The sequence below is a fragment of the Micromonospora sp. NPDC005174 genome (assembly GCF_040608495.1).
Taxonomy (GTDB): Bacteria; Actinomycetota; Actinomycetes; order Mycobacteriales; family Micromonosporaceae; genus Micromonospora.
In genome coordinates, this window is record NZ_JBEXIJ010000007.1 from 196,482 (window position 1) to 221,242 (window position 24,761).

A 24,761-nucleotide genomic window follows, 5' to 3' on the forward strand; every position below is an offset into this window, starting at 1 on the left:
ACGATGCGCGCTCACGAGGCTGGTGCGCTGCACGCTGACATCAGCCACCAGGGGCCGGCCTGGCTGCGTACCCCGGTCGACGTCAACGCCCTCGTGCCGGCGCTGTGGCCGCGGTCGGTGACGCGCGGCGCGGACGGCGCGGTCGCGGTCGCGGGCCTGAGCGTCCGCGACATCGCCGCCGAGTTCGGCACCCCGGTGTACGTCCTCGACGAGGCCGACCTGCGCTCGCGGTGCCGCGACTTCCGGGCGGCGTTTCCGACCGAGGACGTCTACTACGCGGGCAAGGCGTTCCTCTGCCGGGCGGTGGTCCGGATGATCGCCGAGGAGGGCCTGCACCTGGACGTCTGCACCGGCGGTGAGCTGGCCACCGCGCTCTCGGCCGGGATGCCGCCCGAGCGGATCGGCTTCCACGGCAACAACAAGTCGGTCGCCGAGCTGGGCCGGGCGCTGGACGCCGGGGTGGGCCGGATCATCGTCGACTCGTTCACCGAGATCGACCGGCTCACCGCGCTGGCCCGCGAGCGGGGCGTCCGGCCCCGGGTGCTGGTCCGGGTCACGGTCGGCGTCGAGGCGCACACCCACGAGTTCATCGCCACCGCCCACGAGGACCAGAAGTTCGGCTTCTCGCTCGCCGGTGGGGCGGCGGCCAACGCCGCGTTCAAGATCCTCGACGAGGACGTGCTGGAGCTGCGGGGCCTGCACTCGCACATCGGCTCGCAGATCTTCGACGCCAGCGGCTTCGAGGTCTCGGCCCGTCGGGTGCTGGCCCTCCAGGCGCAGATCCGCGACGCGCGCGGGGTGGAGCTGCCCGAGCTGGACCTGGGCGGCGGCTTCGGCATCGCGTACACGACGCAGGACGATCCGGCCACTCCGCAGGACCTGGCCAAGCGACTCCGCAAGATCGTCGACTCGGAGTGCGCGGCGGAGAACCTGGCCGTCCCCCACCTGTCGATCGAGCCGGGCCGGGCCATCGTCGGACCGGCCGTGTTCACCCTCTACGAGGTCGGCACGGTCAAGGACCTCGACGGCATCCGGACGTACGTCAGCGTGGACGGGGGGATGAGCGACAACATCCGAACCGCCCTCTACGACGCGTCCTACTCGGCGACGCTGGCCTCGCGCGCCTCGGGCACGGCACCGTTGCTCGCCCGCGTGGTGGGAAAGCACTGTGAGTCCGGGGACATCGTGGTGAAGGATGAATTCCTGCCCGCCGACGTGCAGCCCGGAGATCTTGTCGCGGTGCCCGGCACCGGCGCGTACTGCCGGAGCATGGCCAGCAACTACAACCATGTGCCCCGGCCGCCGGTCGTCGCGGTACGCGACGGCCAGGCGCGCCTGATCGTCCGGCGGGAGACCGAAGAGGACCTGCTGGCATTGGATGTGGGATGACGTCACCTGTGCGCTTGGCTCTGCTCGGCTGCGGCACGGTCGGCCAGGAGGTGGTCCGGCTGCTGCACGAGCAGTCGGCCGACCTGGCCGCCCGCATCGGCGCTCCACTGGAGATCGTCGGCGTCGCCGTCCGCCGGCTCGGCCGCGACCGCGGTGACCTGCCGATCGACGAGAGCCTGTTCACCACCGACGCGCTCGGCCTGATCAAACGCGACGACGTGGACGTGGTCATCGAGGTCGTCGGCGGGATCGAGCCGGCCCGGACCTGGCTGGTCGAGGCGCTGCGCGCGGGCAAGAGCGTGGTCACCGCCAACAAGGCGCTGCTTGCCGAGGACGGCGTGGCCCTGCACGAGGCAGCCGCCGAGGGCGGCGGAGACCTCTACTACGAGGCGTCCGTCGCTGGCGCCATCCCGCTGCTGCGCCCGCTGCGCGAGTCGCTGCACGGCGACCGGATCAACCGGGTCACCGGCATCGTCAACGGCACCACCAACTTCATCCTTTCCGCGATGGACGCCACCGGCGCCGGCTTCGCCGAGGCCTTGGAAGAGGCCACCGAGCTGGGGTACGCCGAGGCCGACCCCACCGCCGACGTGGAGGGTTTCGACGCGGCGGCGAAGGCCGCGATCCTCGCCTCGCTGGCGTTCCACACCCGGGTCGGCGCGGCGGACGTGCACCGTGAGGGCATCACCGAGGTGACCGCCGCCGACATGGCCAGCGCCCAGGCGATGGGCTGCACGATCAAGCTGCTCTGCATCGCGGCGCGGAGCGTCGACGTGTCCGGTCAGGAGACGGTCAGCGTCCGGGTGCACCCGGCGATGATTCCGCGCAGCCACCCGCTGGCCAGCGTCGGCGACGCGTTCAACGCGGTCTTCGTCGAGGCGGACGCGGCCGGGCAGCTCATGTTCTACGGCCGGGGCGCGGGCGGCGCGCCGACCGCCAGCGCCGTGCTCGGCGACGTGGTGGCGGTGTCCCGCAACCGGCTCGCCGGGGTCCGCGCGGCCAGCGAGAGCGCGTACGCCGACCTGTCGGTGCGACCCATGGGCGAGGCGCTGACCCGCTACCACGTCAGCCTGGACGTGGCCGACCGCTCGGGTGTGCTGGCCGCCGTGGCGAGCGTGTTCGCCCGCCACGACGTGTCGATCGCGACGGTGCGCCAGGGCTCGGCGGGCGGTGCCCCGGGCCGGGACGGCGACGCCGAACTGGTCATCGTCACCCACGTGGCGCCGGACGCCGCGCTCGCCGCGACCGTCGGTGAGCTGCGCGGTCTGGACATCGTCCGATCGGTGACGAGCGTGCTACGGGTCGAGGGCGGCGCCTGAGTCGTTGGTTCGGCGGGGCGGTTCGGGCGTCCCGCCAGATGGGTAACCCGGGGTGTGCCATCGATGGCTCCGGCAGGGTGGTCCAGGGTGACCTGGTGCTCGGGTCGGAGCTGCGGTAAAGCGAGGAGAGCGACATGTGGCGGGGTCTGATCGAGGCGTACCGGGATCGGCTGCCCGTCACCGCGGCCACGCCCGTCATCACGTTGCACGAGGGGAACACGCCGCTGTTGCCGGCGCCCGTGCTCTCGGCCCGGCTGGGCTGTGACGTCTATCTGAAGGTGGAGGGCGCCAACCCCACCGGCTCCTTCAAGGACCGGGGGATGACCGTCGCAGTGTCGAAGGCGGTCGAGGCCGGCAACAAGGCGATCATCTGCGCCTCCACCGGCAACACCAGCGCCTCCGCCGCGGCGTACGCCGCCCGGGCCGGCCTGACCTGCGCCGTGCTGGTGCCGCAGGGCAAGATCGCGTTGGGCAAGTTGGCCCAGGCGCTGGTGCACGGCGCGAAGCTGCTCCAGGTCAGCGGCAACTTCGACGACTGCCTGGCGCTCGCCGCCAAGCTGGCCCAGGACCACCCGGTCGCCCTGGTCAACTCGGTCAACATCGACCGGCTGCACGGTCAGAAGACCGCCGCGTTCGAGATCGTCGAGGCGCTCGGCGACGCGCCCGACATCCACTGCCTGCCCGTCGGCAACGCCGGCAACATCTCCGCGTACTGGATGGGCTACTCGGAGGAGCTCGCGGCCGGCACCACCACGCGGGCGCCGCGGATGTACGGCTTCCAGGCGTCCGGCGCGGCGCCGATCGTGACCGGTCAGGTGGTCCCGGAGCCGTCCACCATCGCCACCGCCATCCGGATCGGCAATCCGGCGAGCTGGACCAAGGCGCTCGACGCGCGGGACGCCTCCGGTGGCCTCATCGCGGCGGTGACCGACCGGGAGATCCTGACGGCGTACCGGCTGCTCGCCCGTGAGGTGGGGGTGTTCGTCGAGTTGGGCAGCGCGGCCAGCGTGGCCGGTCTGCTCCAGCAGGGCGCGGCGGGCACGGTGCCGGCCGGCTCGACGGTCGTCTGCACGGTGACCGGCCACGGCCTGAAGGACCCGGAGTGGGCGATCTCCACCGCACCCGCTCCGCTGACCATCGGCAACGACCCGTTGGCCGCGGCGCGGGCCCTCGACCTGGCCTGACAGCGCGACCGCAGTCGACGACGGGCCGCCCCCGGGGGCGGCGGGGGTTCCGGTGATGGTGTCCGGCACACTTTCACCTATCCCCGCCCGCATTCTCTTCCAGGAGTGAGCCAGGCCGATGTCGCTGCTCGCCAGATTCAGCCTCGCCAACCGAGGGCTGGTCGCCCTCATCGCGGTGGTGACCACGGCGTTCGGAGCGTTCGCCGTGCCGTCGCTGAAGCAGCAACTGCTGCCGTCGCTCGAGTTCCCGGCCGCGTTCATCGTGGCCGCCTACCCCGGCGCCGGACCCGAGATCGTCGAATCGCAGGTGACCGAACCGATCGAGAACGCCCTCCAGGGCATTCCGGGGTTGGACAAGGTCACCTCCACGTCCCGCGAGGGCTCGGCCACGGTCCAGGTGGAGTACGAGTTCGGCACCGACCTGGACGACGTGGTCAACAAGATGCAGACCGCGCTGAGCCGCATCGACGCCCAGTTGCCGGACAGCGTCGACCCGCAGGTCATCGCGGGCAGCACCGACGACCTGCCGGCGGTCGTGTTGGCCGCGGCCGGCGGCGCGGACGAGCGGGCGCTCGCCGAGAAGCTGCGCGCGACGGTGGTGCCGGAGCTGGAGGGCATCGAGGGCGTCCGCACGGTCGAGGTGACCGGCACCCGCGACGACGTCGTGGTCGTCACCCCGGACCCGGCGAAGCTGGCCGCGGCGAAGGTCGCGCCGACCGCCATCGGGACCGCCCTCAAGACCAACGGCGTCTCCATCCCGGCCGGCGCGGTGACCTCGGGCGGTCTGGCCCTGCCGGTGCAGGTGGGAACGCCGGTCGCCACCCTGGACGACCTGCGCGGCATCATCGTCACGCCCGGCGCGACCCCGGTTCGCCTCGGTGACGTGGCGACGGTCGAGCAGCAGCTCGCCCCGGCCACCGCTATCACCCGGACCAACGGCAAGGACAGCCTCGGCGTCGCCGTCACCGCCGCGCCGGACGGCAACGCGGTGGAGATCTCCCACGAGATCCGCGACCGGCTGTCCGAGTTGAAGGACGCCTCCGGCGCTGAGCTGACGGTGGTCTTCGACCAGGCGCCGTTCGTGGAGAAGTCGATCGAGTCGTTGACCACCGAGGGTCTGCTCGGTCTGCTGATGGCGGTCATCGTCATCCTGGTCTTCCTGCTGTCGGTGCGCTCGACGGTGGTCACCGCGGTCTCCATCCCGCTCTCCGTGCTGGTGGCGCTGATCGCGCTGTGGATCGGCGACTACTCGCTCAACCTGCTCACCCTCGGCGCGCTGACTATCGCGGTGGGCCGGGTGGTGGACGACTCGATCGTCGTGCTGGAGAACATCAAACGGCATCTGGAGTACGGCGAGGAGAAGCGGCACGCGATCGTCACCGGCGTCCGTGAGGTGGCCGGCGCGGTGACCGCGTCCACCCTCACGACGGTGGCGGTGTTCGCCCCGATCGCGCTGGTCGGCGGGTTCGTCGGGCAGCTCTTCGCACCGTTCGCGATCACCGTGACGGTGGCCCTGCTCGCCTCGCTGCTGGTCTCCCTGACGGTGATCCCGGTGCTGGCGTACTGGTTCCTCAAGCCCCGTGGCGGCACCGTCGACGACGAGGCGGTGCGGCGCGAGGCCGAGGAGAAGGAGCTGCGCAGCCCGTTGCAGCGGGCGTACCTGCCGGTGATCGGCTTCGCCACCCGCAAGCGCTCGACCCGCTGGATCACCGTCGGGCTGGGCCTGCTGGTGCTCTTCGCCACCTTCGGGCTGGCGCAGAAGCTGGAGACGAACTTCCTGGACGACTCCGGCCAGGACACGCTCAGCTTCCGGCAGGAACTTCCGGCGGGCAGCGGCCTGGCCGCCACCGACGCGGCGGCCAAGCAGGTCGAGGCGGTCCTCGGGCGGATCGACGGGGTCGAGACGTACCAGGTGACGGCCGGCGGCGGCGACACGCCGTGGGCGGGCGGCGGCGGCAACAACGTCGCGAGCTGGTCGTTGGCGCTCGACGGCGACAAGGACGCCAAGCAGGTACGCGAGGAGCTGCGGCGCGAGTTCGACAAGATCGGTACGAGCGTCGGCGAGGTCAGCTTCGGTGGTGGCCAGGACGCCTCGGCCAGTCAGCTGGAGGTGGTCGTCCAGGCCGGTGACCCGGAGGTGCTGACCCGCGCGACCGAGGCGGTCCGTACGGCGATGGCCGACGTCCCGGACGTCGAGGATGTCACCACGAGCCTCGCCGCACGCGTGCCGCGGGTGGACGTGACCGTCGACCGGGTAGCGGCCGGCCGGGTGGGCCTCACCGAGGCCGCCGTGGGTCAGCTCGTGTCGCAGGCGTTCCGTGGCGCTCCGCTGGGCCAGGTGGCGCTCGACGGTCGGCAGCAGGACGTGGTGCTGCGGCTCAGCTCCGCCGCGCCGGTGTCGGTGGAGGAGTTGCGGGCCCTTCCGGTCGGACCGGTCAAGCTGGACGACATCGCGGACGTCACGCAGGCCGAGGGGCCGCAGCAGGTGACGCGGATCGACGGTGAGCGCAGCGTCTCGGTGACCGGTGCGGCGACCGGGTCCAACCTGGGCGCGACCACCAAGGAGCTGCAGAAGCGGCTCGACGGCATCGACGTTCCGGGAGCGACCTTCACCATCGGTGGGGTCAGCGCCGACCAGTCGGACGCTTTCGGCGACCTGGGCCTGGCGGTGCTCGTCGCCATCGCGATCGTGTTCCTGATCATGGTGGCGACGTTCCGCAGCCTCACCCAGGCGTTGATCCTGCTGATCTCCATCCCGTTCGCGTCGACCGGCGCGATCGGTCTGCTGCTGATCACCGGGACGCCGCTGGGCGTGCCGGCGTTGATCGGCGTGCTCATGCTGGTCGGCATCGTGGTGACCAACGCGATCGTGCTGCTCGACCTGATCAACCAGTACCGGGCACGGGGCATGGGGGTCCAGGAGGCGGTTGTCGAGGGTGGCCGGCGTCGGCTGCGACCGATCCTCATGACCGCGGTCGCGACGATCTTCGCGCTGCTGCCGATGGCCTTCGGGTTGACCGGTGAGGGCGGCTTCATCTCGCAGCCGCTGGCCGTCGTGGTGATCGGTGGCCTGCTCAGCTCGACGCTGCTGACGCTGATCCTGGTGCCGACGCTCTACTCGATGGTGGAGCACACCAAGGAGTCGCTGCGGGGGCGTCGTCGTGGGCGGCGGTCCGACGAGACGGCGCCGAGCGGGTCGGAGAGCGTCGAGCCGGACGGTCCGAACCAGTTGGCGGTGCCGGCGGGCGCACCGGCAGCGACGCCGGCCACGGGCGCGCAGCCCCCGGCGACCCGTCCCGCGCCGTCGGGCGCGCTGGTGGACGGCACCGACCAGTTCGAGGTGTTGCGGCTGCCGCGCAGCCGCAGGTCGCCGCTGCCCCCGTCGGAGTCGACGGACTAGTCGGACGACATCGGCACAGCGCCCCCGGCAGGATCACCTGCCGGGGGCGCTGCCGTCCACGCCCGAGCGACACCGATCGAACGACCGGCCCTCCGCTGTGGGTCATGTCTTGCATACTCCTGGTAGATGTCGGGATGGACGAGCGAGGCAGGCACATGACCGAGGGCGCGCGCGGGTGGTCCCGGCGCGACCTGCTGCGCCGCGGCGCTCTGCTGGTGACCGGTGCGGCCGCCGGGGCGGGCGGCGCGGATCTCTGGTTGACCCACCGGCGGCTGCCGCTGGCCGGCGGCCCGGCCAGCGCCACGGTCGGCAACGGAGCGCAGGACGTCGGCGACGGCGCGCTGCCGGTCGTCTGGTCGGGATCGACCACCCAGCGGCTGGTCGCGCTCACCTTCGACGACGGCCCGGCGCCACAGTGGACGCCGATGGTGCTGGACACCCTCGCCCAGCACCGGGTGCCCGCCACGTTCTTCCTGGTCGGCACTCAGGTCCGCAAGCACGCCGACCTCGTCCGCGACCGGCTCGCCGAGCACGAGGTGGGCAATCACAGCTGGGCGCACCGGGATCTCGCCCAACTGGACGCCGCCGCGGCGTACGACGACCTGAGCCGCACCCACGACATGATCACCGACGTGACGGGCAGGGCCCCGCGCCTGGTCCGCCCGCCGTACGGCCACCTGGGCGGCGCGGTGCTGCACGCGGCCGCCCGGTTGAACTACCGGCTGGTGCTCTGGTCGTCGCAGATGGTGGAGCGGGAGTTTCCCGACGACCCGGCCGGCCATGCCCGCCGGATCGTGGACGGCGTCCGGCCGGGGACGATCCTGCTCGGGCACGACGTCGGTCAGCGGCGGCGTCTGGTCGCGCTGCGCGGCCTCCCCGACATGATCGTCGGCCTGCGGGAGCGCGGGTACCGCTTCGTCACCGTCTCGTCGCTGCTGGGAGCGGGTGTAGCCCCGACGACGACCGGGTAGGGTGCCCGTCCGTGGCGTCCACCCTTTCGGTCCTTACCGGCAATCGGAGTTTCCGCAACCTCTTCCTCGCCGAGCTGGTGGTCTTCGGGGCCGACTGGTTCGTCATGGTGCCGCTGCTGGTGCTGCTGCCCCACCTGACCGGCAGCGGCGTCTGGGGTGCCCTGGTGCTGGCGGTGGACACCGGCATCGTGGCGCTGCTGCTGCCGTACACCGGCACCATCGCCGACCGCTTCGACCGGCGGAAGATCATGATCGCCGCGAACGTGGCCGCGCTGGCGGGTGTGCTGTTGCTGCTGGGGGTCCGCGACCGCGGCACGGCCTGGCTGGCGCTGGTGGCGATCGGGGTCGTCGCGGTAGCCAAGGCGTTCTACTCGCCCGCCGCCCAGGCCGCGCTGCCGAACGTGTTGGAACCGCACGAGCTGGCCGCCGGTAACGCCGTGGCCGGCTCGGCCTGGGGCACCATGACGGTGGTGGGCGCCTCACTGGGCGGTGTGCTCAGCTCGGCCGCCGGCCCGTACGCCTGCTTCTGGGTGGCGGCGGTGGGCCTGGCACTGGCCGCGGGCCTCGCCACGCGAATCCGCCGGCCGTTGCAGGCGGCCCGCGACCCGCTGGTGCCGGCGCAGCGGACCTGGTCGGCGGTCCGCGAGGCGCTCGGCTACATCGGCCACCGGCCGCGGGTGCTGGCGCTGGTCACGGTCAAGTCGGCGGTCGGTCTGGGCAACGGGGTGTTGACCGTGTTTCCGCTGCTCGCCGGCGTCTACGGCGTCGGCTCGCTGGGGGCCGGTCTGCTCTTCGCGGTGCGCGGGGCCGGTGCCCTGGTCGGGCCGATCCTGATGCGTCGGGTGTTGACCAACCGGTCCTGGCTGCTGCCGGGGCTCGCGCTGTCCATGTCGCTCTACGGGTTGTCCTATGTGGGTGCGTCGGTGGTGCGCTGGTTCCCGCTGGTGCTGTTGCTGGTGTTCGTGGCGCACTTCGCGGGCGGCAGCAACTGGGTGATGTCCAACTTCGCCCTGCAGGGCGAGGTGCCGGACCGGCTGCGCGGGCGCGTCTTCGCCACCGACATGATGCTCGCGACGCTGGCCATCTCGGTGAGTCAACTGGCAGTGGCCCTGGTCGTGGACGTGGTGGACGAGCGGGTGGTGCTGGCCGGCTGCGGACTGGTCACGGTCGTGTACGCGATCGGCTGGCGGATCGCCACCCGCCGTCTCTCGCTTACCGATCCGGCCGCCGAACCGGTCCCCGACCCGGCAGGCTGAGACGCGGTCCGGTCCCATGGTGCGGGCGACCCAACGGATCGTCGGTGCCGCGCCCTAGCATGAGCGCGTGCCGACGAACTTCACCGCCGGGCCGGTCCGGGTCCGGGTTCCCGCGACGAGTGCCAACCTCGGTCCGGGCTTCGACGCGCTGGGGCTCGCCCTCGGGCTCTACGACGACCTGTCCGCCGAGGTGTCGTCCGGCGGGGTCCGGGTAAGGGTCACCGGCCAGGGCGCCGGTGAGCTGCCGGACGACGACCAGCACCTCGTGGTGCGGGCGATGCGCGCCACGTTCGACGTCCTGGGTGCGCAGCCGGCCGGCCTCGGGGTCGAGTGCGTCAACCGGATACCGCAGGCGCGCGGCCTCGGATCGTCCTCGGCCGCCATCGTCGCGGGGGTCCTGCTGGCCCGTGCTCTCGTCGCGGACGGCGAGCGACTGCTGGACGAGCCGGGAGTCCTTCGACTGGCCGCCGAGATCGAGGGCCACCCGGACAATGTGGCGCCGTGCCTGCTCGGCGGCTTCACGGTGGCCTGGACCGAGCCGGGCGGCGCCCGTGCGGTGTCCCTGCCGGTCGCCGAAGCCGTACGACCCACGGTTTTCGTACCCTCCGAGCGGGGCCTGACCGCGACCGCACGGGCGGCGCTGCCGGCGACCGTGCCCCACGCCGACGCCGCGATGACCGCGGGACGGGCTGCGTTGCTGGTGCACGCGCTCACCACGGACCCGGCGCTGCTCTTGCCGGCCACCGTCGACCGCCTGCACCAGGACTACCGGGCACCCGGGATGCCGGGCACGTCGGCGCTGGTCAGAGCGTTGCGAGCGGCTGGTGTGGCGGCTGTGGTCTCTGGGGCCGGGCCGAGTGTGCTGGCGTTCGGCGAGCCGCCGACAGGCCTCGACGAGGGAACAGACTGGCAGATCTGGAAGTTACCGATAGACGTCAGCGGCGCACGGGTTGCCCGGGGTAGACTTGGACACGCCGAGCGGGACCCTGTTGCCGCAGGTCGGAAGAGTTGATTACGCTCTAGACCTAGCACAGCCGCGAAGCACGCGATCTCCTGCGGGGCGGCGCACCCCCGAAGCTCTCGGCGGTCAGCCCGTCACCCCTGCCAAGGCCCACGCCGCACCGCAGTTTCCACAGGTCGCCGCAGGCGGCGAGACCTGCCCACCGCCTTTGGTGGGTCGGGAAACCACCGGCTGCTGTGTCACAGACTCCCGCGACGCGTCCTTGCGAGGCGGGTGCACCGAGGCCGCCCGGCCACCTGAGTTCCGACTCCGGGCAGTCCCGGCCTTTATCGAGGGAAGGAATCCATTGAGCGACACCACCGACGTGACGTCGGATGTTTCCAACGTCGCTGGCGATGCCACCGCTGCCGCTCCCGCCCGTCGTCGGCGCAGCGGTACCGGTCTGTCGGCGATGCTGCTGCCAGAGCTGCAGAGCCTGGCTGCGTCGCTCGGCATCTCCGGCACTGCTCGCATGCGCAAGGGTGAGCTGATCGCCGCGATCTCCGAGCGGCAGGGCGGCAACGCCGCCGGAACCCCTCGACCGCGTGCCGAGGTCGCCGCTGCGGCTGCTCCGGCCCGTGAAGAGGTGCGGGAGAGCGTGGATCGCCCGGCGGCCGAGGGTCGCAGCACCGACCAGGCGCCGGCCGAGCCGGCCGCCGAGACCGAGAGCCGTGGTCGCTCCCGGCGCAGCCGGACTGCTGCGGCGGAGGCCCGTGCCCCCGAGGCCAACGCCTCGGAGGCACCGCGCGCCGAGGCCCGCACCGAAGAGGTGGAGGGCGGCGAGCGTTCCGACCGTGGCGAGAACCGCCGCGACCGGGCCGAGCGCAACGACCGTTCCGAGCGGGCCGACCGCAACGATCGTTCCGAGCGGACCGAGCGCAACGACCGTTCCGAGCGGGCCGACCGCAACGACCGTTCCGAGCGGACCGAGCGCAACGACCGTTCCGACCGGGCCGACCGCAACGACCGTTCCGAGCGGGCCGAGCGTGGTGACCGCAACGACCGGGGTGATCGCGGCGACCGGGCCGAGCGCAACGATCGGGCCGAGCGTTCCGACCGGGGCGAGCGTGCCGAGCGCAACGACCGCGGCGAGCGGGCGGCCGAGCGTGGTGACCGCAATGACCGCAACGACCGTTCGGAGCGGGCCGACCGCAACGACCGTGGTCAGCGCGTCGAGCGCGTCGAGCGCGACAGCGACGACGACGACGGAGAGGGCGGCGGTCGGCGTGGCCGGCGCAGTCGCTTCCGGGACCGTCGGCGCGGCCGTGGCGAGCGCGGGGACACCGGCGCTGAGACCGGCGGCCGTGAGCCGCAGGTCGGCGAGGACGAGGTGCTCGTCCCCGTCGCCGGCATCATCGACGTACTCGACAACTACGCCTTCGTGCGGACGACCGGTTACCTGGCCGGCCCGAACGACGTGTACGTCTCGATGTCTCAGATCAAGAAGTACGGCCTGCGTCGCGGTGACGCGATCACCGGTGCCGTGCGGGCGGCCCGCGAGGGCGGCAACACCGGCGACCAGCGGCGGGACAAGTACAACCCGCTGATGCGGCTGGACACGATCAACGGGATGGAGCCGGACGAGGCGCGGCGTCGTCCGGAGTTCTACAAGCTCACTCCGCTCTACCCGCAGGAGCGTCTGCGGCTGGAGACCGAGCCGCACATCCTGACCACCCGGGTCATCGATCTGGTCATGCCGATCGGCAAGGGCCAGCGGGCGCTCATCCAGTCTCCGCCGAAGGCGGGTAAGACGATGGTGCTGCAGGCGATCGCCAACGCGATCACCCGCAACAACCCGGAGTGCCACCTCATGGTGGTGCTGGTCGACGAGCGGCCCGAAGAGGTCACCGACATGCAGCGGTCGATCAAGGGCGAGGTCATCGCGGCCACGTTCGACCGTCCGCCGCAGGACCACACCACGGTGGCGGAGCTGGCGATCGAGCGGGCCAAGCGCCTGGTCGAGCTGGGGCACGACGTCGTCGTGCTGCTCGACTCGGTGACGCGGCTCGGCCGGTCGTACAACCTGGCGGCGCCGGCCAGCGGTCGGATCATGTCGGGTGGTATCGACTCCACCGCGCTCTACCCGCCGAAGCGGTTCCTCGGCGCGGCCCGCAACATCGAGAACGGCGGGTCGCTGACCATCATCGCCACGGCGCTGGTGGAGACCGGGTCCATGGCGGACACGGTCATCTTCGAGGAGTTCAAGGGCACCGGTAACGCCGAGTTGAAGCTGGACCGGAAGATCGCCGACAAGCGGACCTTCCCGGCCATCGACATCAACCCGTCCGGTACGCGTAAGGAAGAGGTCCTGCTCGCGCCCGAGGAGCTGGCCATCATCCACAAGCTCCGCAAGGTGCTGCACTCGTTGGACTCGCAGGCCGCGATGGATCTGCTGCTGGACCGCCTCAAGCAGTCCCGCACCAACATCGAGTTCCTGATGCAGATCGCGAAGTCGACGCCGGGGGAGTGACCCTGCGTCGGTGACCGACCGACGAAGAGAGGCGCGGCCGTAACGGCCGCGCCTCTCTTCGTTTCCGGACTCAAGCCACCCCGGCCCACCCCACCTGTGCTCCACACGTCCTTTGCTCTGCTTCAACCGACGCAACAGAGAGCGGCGCGAACCGTTGCGTCCGCTGAAGCAGAGCAAAGGTGGCGCAGGGGGCGGCCGGAGGGGGCGGCCGGAGGGGCGGAGCCGTACCCCCCCCCGCGGGGTACGCACGGCGGAGCGAATAGCCCGCCCGGGCGGCGGGAATGCGGACGGGGAGGTACGTGTTGACGATGCCGGACGAGGTGTGCGGCCCGATTGCCGGGTCGGCTCAGGCCCATGGCACACTGGTCAATCGGCCACCGGTTCCGGTTCACGCCCGAGCCCGTCGCGTACGGCGCGACGAGTGATGACGGCGACCCGGCGACCACCAACGAGAGGACCGAGGCGAGATGAAGGCAAACATCCACCCGGAGTACGTGACCACCGAGGTCAGCTGCTCCTGCGGTAACACGTTCACGACCCGCAGCACCGCCAAGGGCGGGGCGATCCACGTCGAGACCTGCAGCGCCTGCCACCCGTTCTACACCGGTAAGCAGCGCGTTCTCGACACCGCCGGTCGGGTCGCGAAGTTCCAGCAGAAGTACGCCAAGGTTCAGGCCAAGAAGGCCAAGTAACTCCCCGTTCGGCGCCCGTGTCCGGTTTTCCGCCGGACACGGGCGCCGTCCGCGTTTCGCCTGTTTCCACGCGCCGTCGGCCATCGGGCCGAGTCCGGTGTCGCACCGTCGAAGGAGCATCCGCAGCATGAGCAGCGAGCGTCTGGCCGGCCTCCTCGACGAGTACGCGGAGCTGGAGAAGCGGTTGGCCGACCCGGCCATCCACGCCGACCAGGCGACCGCGCGTCGGGTGGGTCGCCGGTACGCCGAGCTGGTGCCGCTGCACAAGGCCGCCGGCGAGCTGGAGCAGGCCCGCTCCGACCTGGCCGCGGCCCGTGAACTGGCCGACGAGGATCCCTCGTTCGCCGCCGAGGCGGACTCCATCGCGGCGTCGGTGCCGGCCCTGGAGGAGCGCCTGGCCGAGCTGCTCATCCCGCGCGATCCGCACGACGCCAAGGACGTGATCGTCGAGATCAAGGCCGGCGAGGGCGGTGAGGAGTCGGCGCTGTTCGCCGGCGACCTGCTGCGGATGTACACCCGGTACGCCGAGCGGCACGGCTGGATCACCGAGGTGATCGACGCGCAGGACTCCGACCTCGGCGGGGTCAAGGACGTCTCTCTGTCGATCAAGACGAAGGGCGTGCCGGAGGGCGGGAACGGCGTCTGGTCGCGGCTCAAGTGGGAGGGCGGCGTGCACCGGGTGCAGCGCGTACCGGTCACCGAGTCGCAGGGCCGCATCCACACGAGCGCCGCCGGGGTGCTGGTGCTGCCGGAGGCCGAGGACGTCGACGTCACCATCGATCAGAACGACCTGCGTATCGACGTGTTCCGCTCGTCCGGTCCGGGTGGTCAGTCGGTGAACACGACGGACTCGGCGGTACGGATCACGCACGTCCCGACCGGCATCGTCGTCTCCTGTCAGAACGAGAAGTCCCAGTTGCAGAACCGTGAGCAGGCGATGCGGATCCTGCGGGCCCGGCTGCTCGCCGCCGCTCAGGAGCAGGCCGACGCCGCCGCGTCGGACGCCCGCAAGGCGCAGGTGCGCACCGTGGACCGCTCGGAGCGCATCCGCACCTACAACTTCCCGCAGAACCGGATCACCGACCACCGGATCGGCTACACGGCGTACAACCTGGACCTGGCGCTCGCCGGCGACCTGGACGGGGTGCTGGACGCCCTCGTCGAGGCCGACCGCGCCGCCCGCCTCGCCGGCGACACCGAGCTGACCCGCCGCTGACCGCTGCCAGCCGTTGATCGACCCCGCCGAGGGGTCAACTCGCGCGGGGCCGCGACTTGGCGCGCAGCATCTCCCGGTCGGCCTGCTCGAAGGCGACGCTGAGCGCGTCGCGCAGCCCGCCTCCGCCGGAGACCTCGGCGAAGCCGATGCTCACCCCGACCGGGGTGCCCGGCACCAGCGACTCCCAGTCCTCGTTGCGTACCGCCGCCTCGATCCGGCGAGCCACCTCGGCGGCCTCGGTCATGCCGGTGTCCGGGAGCACCACGACGAACTCGTCGCCGCCGTAGCGGGCCACGAAGTCACCCCGGCGCATCACCCGGTTGATCACTCCGGCGATGCGTTGCAGCACCAGGTCACCGGAGTGGTGGCCGTGCCGGGTGTTGACCGCCTTGAAGCCGTCCAGGTCGCACACGCCGATGACGACCCGCTCGCCCCGGGTGACGACAGCGGTGATGTACCGCTCGAGGCGACGTCGGTTGGGCAGCCCGGTGAGCGGGTCGGTCAACGCCTCACCCTCGTATCGTGCCGCCTCCCGACGCATCTCCTCGTGGTCGATACGGGCGGCGATGCCGTCGATGTAGACGTCGCGGAGCCGGTCGTTTCGCTGCGCGGCGAGCCGGAACGCCAGCCGGTCGGCCCGGTGGGCCGCGGGATGGTCACCGGCGCGGGCCAGCGCGATGCTGCGCAGCCGGGCCGGCTCGGCCGCCCCGAGCGTCTCGGTGGACACCCGGATGGTGTCCAGCCGGGTGACCGCCTCGATGGGCCGACCGTCGGCGACGGCCAGGCAGACCATGCCGAGCTGCCGCAGGTCCCGCGCGCGGGCGCTGTCACCGCCGTGGGTGAGGAGCCGGGAGGGTACGGCATCGCCGGGCGGTTCCAGCGTGTCGCCGAGCGCTGCCTGCCGTGCCGCCGAATACCCGTACGCGGCGAGACTGCTCGGACGCAGACGACCAGCCCGCCCGCTGTGGACGAACTGCGCCAGGTCGGCCGCCACGTCCCGCAGCACGCGCAGGCAGCCGTCACTGTCGCCGTTGTGGTCCAGCGCCACGGCGTTACGCAGCCGGATGCCCGGCGCGGCGAACGTCTCCTCCGGGATTCCGGCGGTCAGACCGAGCTGCCGTGCACGTTCGATCGCGCCCAGGGCGTACCCGTGGAAGCTGAGGTAGCTGTAGGCCATCGCGAGGTCGTGCCAGCCCCAGGCGGTGTCCCGGTCCGGGTCGTCGACGGCGCTGAGCGCCCGGGCGGCCTTGACGAGGTGGGTGACGCAGCGGTCCAGCGCGCCCTGGTGGTGCGCGGCGAGGGCGGCCAGCGCGTTGAGGTGCCCGTGCAGGTAGGGCTCCGCGAGGTCGCGGACAGCCGCGGACGCCTCCTCGATGGCCCGGGTGAACTCCGCCGTCCGGCCGAGATTGATCAGCGCCGAGAGGCGCTGCACCATGGCGTCCGCGCGAGCCGCCGGGTCCGAGGTGGTACGGATCACCCGTTCCAGGAGGGTGTACGACTCCGCGGAGCGACTTGCTTCCTGCAAAGCGCGGGCGTGCGAGAGAGTGTCAACCTGGTCATGGACCCGGTCGAGCCAGCCCACCCACAACCTCCCGTCGTGTGCGCCTCGACGCACCCGTTCATGGCGTCGTCCGCGACGCTTCATGATTATCGTGTGACCACTCTGCCGCAACACCCCCCCGAAGGGACAGGTCGTACCCGTCCGTCCGCCGCGGTGGCCCGGGCGGCCCGCGTGCTCGCGGCGGCCGGGGTGGGCCCGGCGCGCGTGGAGGCCGAGCTGTTGGCCGCGTACGTGCTGGACGTGCCCCGGGGACGGCTGGCCCTCGCCGACGACCTGGACGACGCCCAGGTGGCCCGGCTCGACGAGCTGGTCGGGCGTCGTGCCGGCCGGGAGCCGTTGCAGCACCTGACCGGTCGGGCGGGCTTCCGGCACCTGGAGCTGGCGGTCGGTCCGGGCGTCTTCGTGCCCCGCCCGGAGACGGAGCTGCTGGCCGGCTGGGGTGTCGAGCAGGGCCGGGGCCGAACGGAACCGCTGGTGGTGGATCTGTGCAGCGGCACCGGCGCGATCGCGTTGGCGGTGGCGCAGGAGCTGCCCGGGGCGCGGGTGATCGCCGTCGAGCGGTCCTCGGCGGCGCTGGTGTGGCTCCGCCGCAACGCGGCCGAGCGGGCCGCTGCGGGGGACCGGCCGATCGAGGTGGTCGAGGCCGACGTGACCGCTGCGGACCTGCTGGAGGGCCTGGTGGGTCGGGTGGACGTGTTGCTCTGTAATCCGCCGTACGTGCCCGTGGACGTGGTGGTGCCGCCGGAGGTGGCCGCACATGATCCGGCGGAGGCGGTCTTCGGAGGCGCCGACGGGCTGGCGGTGATCCGGCCGGTGGTCGACCGGGCGGCGGCGCTGCTGCGACCCGGCGGCGTGATCGGGGTCGAGCACGACGACACGCACGACGTGGCGGTGCCGGAGCTGTTCGCCCGGGACGGCCGTTTCGACGCTGTTACGGAACATCCGGACCTCACCGGCCGGCCCCGGTACGCCACGGCGTCCCGACGGGCGGACGGCCAGCACACCGCGTCCGGGCCGGCGTGGCAGACTGACTCCCCGTGATGCTTTACGACTGCCGATCGCCCGCAGATCGGGACCGCGGCATCGCTGCGGCCATCGAGGCGGTCAAGAACGGCGAGCTGGTCGTCCTTCCGACGGACACCGTCTACGGGATCGGCGCGGACGCGTTCACGCCGTATGCGGTCAAGGCGCTGCTGGACGCGAAGGGCCGGGGCCGGCAGATGCCGCCGCCGGTGCTGATCGGTTCGCGGCACACCCTGGACGGCCTGGTCTTCTCGCTGCCCTCGGCGGCGCGGGACCTGGTGGAGGCGTTCTGGCCGGGTGCGCTGACGATCGTGGTCGAGCACTCGCCGAGCCTGCAGTGGGACCTGGGTGACAAGACCGGCACGGTGGCGGTGCGGATGCCGCTGCATCCGGTGGCCCTGGAGGTGCTGCGGGAGACCGGCCCGATGGCGGTCTCCTCGGCCAACAAGACGGGCCAGCCGGCCGCGGTGACCGCCGAGGAGGCGCGCGACCAGCTCAGTTACTCGGTGCGCGCGTACCTGGAGGCCGGGCCCTGCCCCGATCCGGTGCCGAGCACGATCGTGGACCTGACCGGCGAGGTGCCGCAGTTGCTGCGGGCCGGCGCGATTCCGCTGGAGAAGCTGCGCGACGTCGTACCGGACCTCCTCGACGTCCAGGGGGCCTGAGTGCCCCCGTTCACCGTCCTGCACGTGTGTATGGGCAACATCTGCCGTTCGCCGATGGCGGAGCGGCTGCTGGCCCTCGCGGTGCGGGAACGGTTGGCGCGGCGTTCGCAGGACCCGGCCACGGCCGAGGAGTTGCTGCACAGCCACAGCGCCGGCACCGGTGGCTGGCATGCGGGCGAGGAGATGAACCCGCCGGCGGCGCGACAGGTCATCGACCGTGGCGGTGACGTCGACGGGTTCGCGGCGCGCAAGCTGCGCTCGGACCACATCGACGCCGCCGACCTGGTTCTGACGGCCACGGCCGACCAGCAGGAGTACGTGGTGGCGCTCCGCCCGGACGCGGCGGCCCGTACCTTCGTGCTGGGTGAGTTCGGCCGGCTGCTGGCCGCGGTGGACGCCGCCGCGTTGCCGGCGGGCGAGGCGACCCCGGAGGCGGTGTACGCGCGGGGCGTGGCCCTGGTGGCGGCGGCGCACGACAATCGGCTGGGCGCCTCCGCGCTGCCCACCGACGATCTCGACGATCCGTGGGGTCGCGGCGACCAGTGCTTCACCCGGGTCGCGGACGAGATCGAGGAGACGGTCCACCCGCTGGCGGCCACGCTGCTGCCCTGAGCGCCGTGCGAGTTTCCTCCGGGTTTGGGGAAAACCAGGGGCGAAAGGTGCGTTGCGGGTCATTCTGAACGGGTCCTAGCGTGACCGGCTCCTGCGGGGAGAGCTGATGATCCGGGCCCGACTCGACAAACTGCTGACCGTGGTGATCGCCGGCGTGCTGGCCGGACTGGTGCTGGCCGGTGCCGCCCTACCCGCGGCCCTGGTCTTCGGTATCGGCTTCAGCGCCCTCAGCACGCCGTACTCGGAGCTGCCCAACACGCTCCGTACGCCGCCCACGGCGCAGCGCTCCAACCTCTACGCCAACGACGGCACCACCCTGATCACCTCCTTCTACCAGGAGGATCGGGTGGACGTCCCGCTGCGCGAGGTCGCCCCGGTGATGCGCCAGGCCATCGTGGCCGCCGAGGATGTCCGGTTCTACCAGCACAGCGGGGTGGACCTGCGCGGGGTGGTGCGCGCCTTCACGGTCAACAAGCGGGACGGCAGGACCCGGCAGGGCGCCTCCACCCTGACGATGCAGTACGTCCGTAACGTGCTCGGCAGCGACCCCCGGCTCACCGAGCGGCAGCGCCAGGCGGCGACCGAGATCACCACCGCCCGCAAGCTGCAGGAGATGCGGTACGCGTTGGCGCTGGAGCGGGAGTTGAGCAAGGAGGACATCCTCACCCGCTACCTCAACATCGCCTACTTCGGCGCCGGGGCGTACGGGATCGCGGCGGCCAGCAAGCGCTACTTCTCGGTATCGCCCGCGGAGCTGACCCTGCCCCAGGCCGCGCTGCTGGCCGGGTTGGTCCGGTCGCCGGACAGTGACGACCCGATCAACGGGGACGCCGACAGCGCTCTGCACCGGCGGACGTACGTGCTGGAACGCCTGGTCGAGACGGGTCAGGTCCCCGCCGATGCCGCAGCGGCGGCACTCGCCGAGCCTCTGCAGCTGCGACCCAGCGAGACACCGAACGACTGCACGGGTGTGCCCGACGGGCACAACGACTGGGGTTTCTTCTGCGACTGGTTCACCCGCTGGTGGAGCAGCCAGTCGGCGTTCGGGTCGAGCGCCGACGAGCGGCAGCGCACGCTGCGCCGCGGCGGGTTCTCCATCGTGTCGTCGCTCGACCCGGCCGTGCAGCGGACCACCACCGAGCAGGTCCTGCGCATCTACCGACAGACCGAGGCCCGGGCCGTACCGACCGCCGTGGTGCAGCCGGGCACCGGCCGGGTGCTGGCGATGTCGGTGAACCGCACCTACAGCGTCAAGGACAACCCGGTCGGACAGAAGAACCACCCCAACACGGTCAACCAGCTCGTCGCCGGCGGTGGGGCCATCGACGGGTATCAGGGCGGTTCGACGTTCAAGCTCTTCGCCCTGCTGGCCGCGTTGGAATCCGGCCTGCCGCTGTCGACCGACTTCACGGCGCCGACGCAACTGCTCACCCGCTTCCCGGTGACCGGGCCGGGCAGCTGTGACGGGCGCTGGTGCCCGTCCAACGCCAGCCCCTCGTCGATGGACGGCCCCCGCACCATGTGGACCGCGTTCGGCAGGTCGGTGAACACCTACTTCGCGTGGCTCACCGAGCGGGTCGGCGCGGACCGGGTGGTGGAAATGGCCGAGCGGCTCGGCATCGTGCTGCGCGCCGACTCCGACGAGCGGCTGGCCCGCTACGGCGCGAAGGACTGGGGCCCGTTCACCCTGGGCGTGGCCGCGACGACCCCGCTGGACCTGGCGACGGCGTACGCGACGGTGGCGGCCGAGGGGACGTGGTGCGCGCCGCTGCCGGTGGTCTCGATCAGCGACTCGGCCGGCCGTTCGGTGGACGCCGCCAAGCCGGACTGCCGCCAGGTGCTCGACACCGACGTGGCACGGGCGGCGGCGGACGCGGCCCGCTGCCCGGTGGGCGACCAGTCGATGTACGGGCGGTGCGACGGCGCCACAGCGCCCGACCTGCGATCCCGACTGGGCCGTCCGGTGGCCGGCAAGACCGGCAGCTCCGAGCGGTACGAGACGGAGACAGTGGTGGCCTTCACCCCGCAGTTGGCGGTCGCCTCGATGGCCGCCAACCCCGACGACCCGCGCGACGCGGTCGGTCAGGCGGTGCAGGCCCGCATGGTGACCGGGGTGGGCGAGGTGCTCGCCAGTGCCCTGCGAAACCAGCCCGTACAGGACTTCGTCCCCCCAAGCGAACGCGCCGCCTTCCAGCTAACCGCCGCCCGCACCACAAACTAACCCCGCCCCCCGCCCCGCCCGTCCCTGCCCGCGCCCGCGCCCCCGTTCCCGTCGCGCCGATCTTGCAGTTTCTGCGGGGATTTAGGGTGCCAAGGCCGCAAATCGGCAACACAAAGTGCAAGATCGCGTGAGGCGGGGGTTCAGCTCCGGGATGCGCGGGCTCTCGCCGCCGCTGCCGCCCCGCCCCGCCCCGCCCCGGGCTCGGGCCCGCCCCGGGCTCGGCGATCTTGCACTTTCTGTGGCGACTTAAGGACACCAAACGGGCAAAACGGCAACAGAATGTGCAAGATCGGCGTCGGCGTCGGCGTCGGCGTCGGCGTCGGCGTGGGCGTGGGCATGGCGTGGCGTGGGCGCTGGCAAGGGGTGCGCCTGGGCGAGCGGGTGGGGGTGGGCGTGGGGCGTGGGGCGTGGGGGTGGTTAGGGGGTTTGTTCGGCGTTGCGGGCTATGTTGCGGGCCATCCCGCCGAAGATCACCGCGTGGAACGGCGTCACCGAACCCCAGTAGGCGTGCCCGGCCAGACCGCGGGGGAGGAAGACGGCGCGTTGCTGGTAGCGGCTGTGGCCGTCCTCGGTCGGGAGCGCCCGCATCTCCAGCCAGGCACGGCCGGGTAGCCGCATCTCCGCGCGCAGCCGTAACAACTCGCCGGGGATGATCTCCTCCACCCGCCAGAAGTCCAGCGCCTCGCCGACCTGGAGGCGGTGCGGGTCGCGCCGGCCCCGTCGTAGCCCCACACCGCCGACCAGCCGGTCCAACCAGCCGCGTACCGACCAGGCGAGGGGGAACGAGTACCAGCCGTGCTCGCCGCCGACTCCCTCGATGACGCGCCAGAGCGCGGTCGGCGATGCGTCCACCGCCCGTTCCCGCACGTCGGTGTAGACGGTGCCGCCGGACCAGTCCGGGTCGCTGGGCAGTGGCTCGGCGGGCGCGTCCGGGCCGCTGGCGGTCGACCAGCGTGTCTCCACCTGCGCGTCGCGTACCTTGGCCAGCGCCAACGCCACCGCCTCGTCGAAGCCGGTGAGGCCGTCCGGCGGGTCGGGCACGTACCGGGCGATGTCGTGTTCGTGGGCGACGGCCTCGTGGATCAGGCTCTCCACCAGCGGGCGGGCGATCTTGTTCGGCACCGGGGTGATGAGGCCGACCCAGTGCGACGAGAGCGACGGTGTGAGGGGCCGGACCGGCAGGATGATCCGCCGCCGCAGGCCGGCCACCCGCGCGTAGCGCTGCATCATCTCGCGGAAGGTCAGCACGTCCGGGCCGCCGATGTCGAAACCGCGGTTGACCTCGGGGGGCAGCGTGGTGCAGCCGACCAGGTAGCGCAGCACGTCGCGGACCGCGATCGGCTGGATCCGGTTGCGGACCCACCGTGGCGTGACCATGGCGGGCAGCCGCTCGGTCAGGTAGCGCAGCATCTCGAACGACGCCGAGCCGGAGCCGATGATCACCGCGGCGCGGAGCACCGCCGTGGGCACCCCGCTGGACAGCAGGATCCGGCCCACCTCGGCCCGGGACCGCAGGTGCGGCGAGGGGACCTCGGCGTCGGCTGCCGGCTCCGGACCACCGAGGTAGACGATCCGGCGTACGCCTGCCGCGCGGGCCGCCGCCGCGAAGTTCGTCGCCGCCGTGCGGTCGGCCGCCTCGAAGTCCTTCCGGCCGAGCGAGTGCACCAGGAAGTACGCGACGTCCACGTCGGCGAAGGCTGCGGCCAGTGTCTCGGGCCGGCTCAGGTCACCCTCGACGATCTCGGCCGCCGCCGCCCAGGGCACGTCGCGCAGGCGTACGGCCTTGCGGGCCAGGCAACGCACGGTGTGCCCGTCGGCGAGCAGCAGCGGCGTCAGCCGCCCGCCGATGTATCCGGTGGCTCCGGTGACGAGGCATCTCACGGCTTCCAGTGTGCGGCTCCCGAGGGCCTGTTGCACAGGAACTGGCCGGCCTGCGGCGGGCCCGGACGACGCCTTGCCGGATCGCCGCCCGGACTCCACCTCGGCTCGGCCGCCCTTGTGCCACAGGCCCTAGACTCGTTCGCTGTGGAGACCGAGACGAGCACCTTCTGGGGGCCGGATTTCGCCCAGCTCAGGGCCACCGATCCGGAGATCGCCGGGGTGGTCCTCGGCGAGTTGGACCGGTTGCGGGGTGGCCTGCAACTGATCGCGAGCGAGAACCTGACCTCGCCGGCGGTGCTGGCCGCGCTCGGCTCGACGCTCACCAACAAGTACGCCGAGGGCTACCCGGGCCGGCGCTACTACGGCGGCTGTGCCGAGGTGGACCGGGCCGAGGAGATCGCGATCGCCCGTGCGAAGGAGTTGTTCGGGGCCGAGCACGCCAACCTCCAGCCGCACTCCGGGGCGAGCGCCAACCTGGCCGCGTACGCGGCTCTGGTGCAGCCGGGGGACACGGTGCTGGCGATGGACCTGCCGCACGGTGGGCACCTGACCCACGGCAGCAGGGTGAACTTCTCCGGCACGTGGTTCCACCCGGTCGGTTACCCGGTCCGCCCGGACACCGAGCTGATCGACTACGACGAGGTCCGCGACCTGGCCCGTGCGCACCGGCCCAAGCTGATCATCTGCGGGGCCACCGCGTACCCCCGGTTGATCGACTTCGCGCGGTTCCGGGAGATCGCCGACGAGGTCGGCGCGTACCTGATGGTGGACGCGGCCCACTTCATCGGCCTGGTGGCCGGCCGGGCCATCCCGTCCCCGGTGCCGTACGCCGACGTCGTCTGCGCCACCACCCACAAGGTGCTGCGCGGCCCGCGCGGCGGCATGATCCTGTGCCGCGAGTCGTTGGCCCAGCGGATCGACAAGGCCGTCTTCCCGTTCACCCAGGGCGGCCCGCTGATGCACGCGGTCGCGGCCAAGGCGGTCGCGCTGCGCGAGGCGGCGCAGCCGGAGTTCCAGACGTACGCCCGGCAGGTGGTCAGCAACGCGCAGGCGCTCGCCGCCGGGCTGGCCGACGAGGGGATGCGCCCGGTGTCCGGTGGAACCGACACCCACCTCGCGCTGATCGACCTGCGGGAGCTGGGGGTGACGGGCGCGGAGGCGGAGGCACGCTGCGACGCCGCCTCGATCACGCTCAACAAGAACGCCATCCCGTACGACCCGCAGCCGCCTCTGGTGGCCTCGGGTATCCGGGTCGGTACGCCGAGCGTCACCACTCAGGGCATGCGCGAGGGTGAGCTGCGGCAGGTGGCCGCCCTGATCGCGCGGGCGGTGCGCACGAACCCGGGTGAGCCGGGTGGCGTCGACGCGCTGACCACGATCGGCGCCGAGGTGGCCGAACTGGTCGCGGCCTTCCCGGCGTACCCCCGTGGCTGAGTCCGGGGTGGTCGAGCCCGCCGCCGACCGGCGGTGGCGGTTGCGGCACCTGCCGGTGCTGTTGGCCGCGTCGGCGGCGCTGGCGGTGGTCGCGGCCGTGGTCGGCGGGGTGACCGGTGGCGCGTCGGCCGCGCTCGGCGCGGCGGCCGGAGTGGGCGTGACGGTGTTCAGCTACACGCTCACGACAGTGGTGCTGGCGCGGGCCGACCAGGTCAACCCGCAGTTGCTGCTGCCGCTCGGTGTGGGGCTCTACGTGCTGAAGTTCACCCTGTTGGGTGTCGTCCTGGTGGCGGTGGCGTCGACCGGTTGGGCGGGGTTGATCCCGCTCTGCCTCGGCATCGTCGCCGGGGTGGCAGTGTGGACGGCGGCGCACCTCTGGTGGCTGACCACGGTGCACGCCCGCCGCTCCGGCTGACCTGGTCACCGACTCGGGGTGTCCCACCTATCGGACGCGCGGCAATGTGTCG

At 72.1% G+C, this 24,761-nt stretch carries 17 protein-coding genes and 1 pseudogene; 16 read left to right on the forward strand and 2 right to left on the reverse strand.

The features are described 5' to 3' along the window. The first annotated feature begins 3 nt into the window (after positions 1–3). The 10 genes from lysA to prfA all read left to right on the forward strand — a co-directional run bounded on the left by lysA (position 4) and on the right by prfA (position 14,897). On the forward strand, positions 4–1,389 hold the full coding sequence (lysA, locus tag ABZU91_RS11305; protein WP_355237448.1) for a diaminopimelate decarboxylase: 1,386 nt from the start codon (positions 4–6) through the stop codon (positions 1,387–1,389). Between the two features lie 8 nt (positions 1,390–1,397). Continuing rightward, a complete protein-coding gene (locus ABZU91_RS11310; RefSeq protein WP_355237650.1) occupies positions 1,398–2,708 on the forward strand; it encodes a homoserine dehydrogenase in 1,311 nt (436 codons plus the stop codon). 134 nt (positions 2,709–2,842) lie between these two features. Then, positions 2,843–3,892 carry a threonine synthase gene (gene thrC / locus ABZU91_RS11315; protein ID WP_355237451.1) on the forward strand — a complete coding sequence of 350 codons (1,050 nt, stop codon included), beginning with the start codon at positions 2,843–2,845 and terminating at the stop codon, positions 3,890–3,892. 118 nt (positions 3,893–4,010) lie between these two features. Continuing rightward, a complete protein-coding gene (locus tag ABZU91_RS11320) occupies positions 4,011–7,292 on the forward strand; it encodes an efflux RND transporter permease subunit (RefSeq protein WP_355237454.1) in 3,282 nt (1,093 codons plus the stop codon). Positions 7,293–7,447: 155 nt separating this feature from the next. Next, the gene (locus tag ABZU91_RS11325; protein WP_355237457.1) at positions 7,448–8,263 is read left to right on the forward strand and encodes a polysaccharide deacetylase family protein; all 816 of its coding nucleotides are present in this window, start codon (positions 7,448–7,450) and stop codon (positions 8,261–8,263) included. Between the two features lie 11 nt (positions 8,264–8,274). Continuing rightward, a complete protein-coding gene (locus ABZU91_RS11330; protein WP_355237460.1) occupies positions 8,275–9,519 on the forward strand; it encodes an MFS transporter in 1,245 nt (414 codons plus the stop codon). 67 nt (positions 9,520–9,586) lie between these two features. After that, positions 9,587–10,531, forward strand: coding sequence for a homoserine kinase (gene thrB / locus ABZU91_RS11335; RefSeq protein WP_355237463.1), 945 nt, complete (start codon positions 9,587–9,589; stop codon positions 10,529–10,531). A 295-nt stretch (positions 10,532–10,826) separates the two neighbouring features. Continuing rightward, on the forward strand, positions 10,827–12,989 hold the full coding sequence (gene rho / locus ABZU91_RS11340; RefSeq protein ID WP_355237466.1) for a transcription termination factor Rho: 2,163 nt from the start codon (positions 10,827–10,829) through the stop codon (positions 12,987–12,989). A 467-nt stretch (positions 12,990–13,456) separates the two neighbouring features. Beyond that, positions 13,457–13,681, forward strand: a complete 225-nt coding sequence (rpmE, locus tag ABZU91_RS11345; protein ID WP_007464546.1) for a 50S ribosomal protein L31 — start codon at positions 13,457–13,459, stop codon at positions 13,679–13,681. A gap of 127 nt (positions 13,682–13,808) precedes the next feature. Continuing rightward, positions 13,809–14,897, forward strand: a complete 1,089-nt coding sequence (prfA, locus tag ABZU91_RS11350; RefSeq protein WP_355237469.1) for a peptide chain release factor 1 — start codon at positions 13,809–13,811, stop codon at positions 14,895–14,897. 34 nt (positions 14,898–14,931) lie between these two features. Here prfA and ABZU91_RS11355 read toward each other — a convergent pair whose 3' ends face one another. Then, positions 14,932–16,479, reverse strand: a complete 1,548-nt coding sequence (locus ABZU91_RS11355; RefSeq protein WP_355237472.1) for a GGDEF domain-containing protein — start codon at positions 16,477–16,479, stop codon at positions 14,932–14,934. A gap of 72 nt (positions 16,480–16,551) precedes the next feature. Here ABZU91_RS11355 and prmC point away from each other — a divergent pair, with 72 nt between their 5' ends. From prmC to ABZU91_RS11375, 4 genes and pseudogenes are all read left to right on the forward strand, one after another. Then, positions 16,552–17,499, forward strand: coding sequence for a peptide chain release factor N(5)-glutamine methyltransferase (gene prmC, locus ABZU91_RS11360; protein WP_355237475.1), 948 nt, complete (start codon positions 16,552–16,554; stop codon positions 17,497–17,499). Continuing rightward, a pseudogene (locus ABZU91_RS11365) lies at positions 17,496–18,146 on the forward strand (L-threonylcarbamoyladenylate synthase); the annotation flags it as partial. The gene prmC and the pseudogene ABZU91_RS11365, both read left to right, overlap by 4 nt. Next, positions 18,147–18,758, forward strand: a complete 612-nt coding sequence (locus ABZU91_RS11370; RefSeq protein ID WP_355237478.1) for a phosphotyrosine protein phosphatase — start codon at positions 18,147–18,149, stop codon at positions 18,756–18,758. It abuts the pseudogene before it with no gap. A gap of 106 nt (positions 18,759–18,864) precedes the next feature. Continuing rightward, entirely contained in the window at positions 18,865–20,979 is a 2,115-nt protein-coding gene (locus ABZU91_RS11375) for a transglycosylase domain-containing protein (RefSeq protein ID WP_355237480.1), read from the forward strand. A gap of 417 nt (positions 20,980–21,396) precedes the next feature. On the opposite strand, the gene ABZU91_RS11380 is transcribed toward ABZU91_RS11375, so the two are convergent. After that, a complete protein-coding gene (locus tag ABZU91_RS11380; RefSeq protein WP_355237483.1) occupies positions 21,397–22,860 on the reverse strand; it encodes an SDR family oxidoreductase in 1,464 nt (487 codons plus the stop codon). A 144-nt stretch (positions 22,861–23,004) separates the two neighbouring features. Between ABZU91_RS11380 and glyA the strand changes: the two genes are divergently transcribed. After that, positions 23,005–24,294 carry a serine hydroxymethyltransferase gene (gene glyA / locus ABZU91_RS11385; protein WP_355237486.1) on the forward strand — a complete coding sequence of 430 codons (1,290 nt, stop codon included), beginning with the start codon at positions 23,005–23,007 and terminating at the stop codon, positions 24,292–24,294. After that, positions 24,287–24,709: a hypothetical protein gene (locus ABZU91_RS11390; RefSeq protein WP_355237488.1), complete on the forward strand. Its 423-nt coding sequence runs from the start codon at positions 24,287–24,289 to the stop codon at positions 24,707–24,709. The genes glyA and ABZU91_RS11390 overlap by 8 nt, the downstream gene beginning before the upstream one ends. The last annotated feature ends 52 nt before the right edge of the window (positions 24,710–24,761 follow it).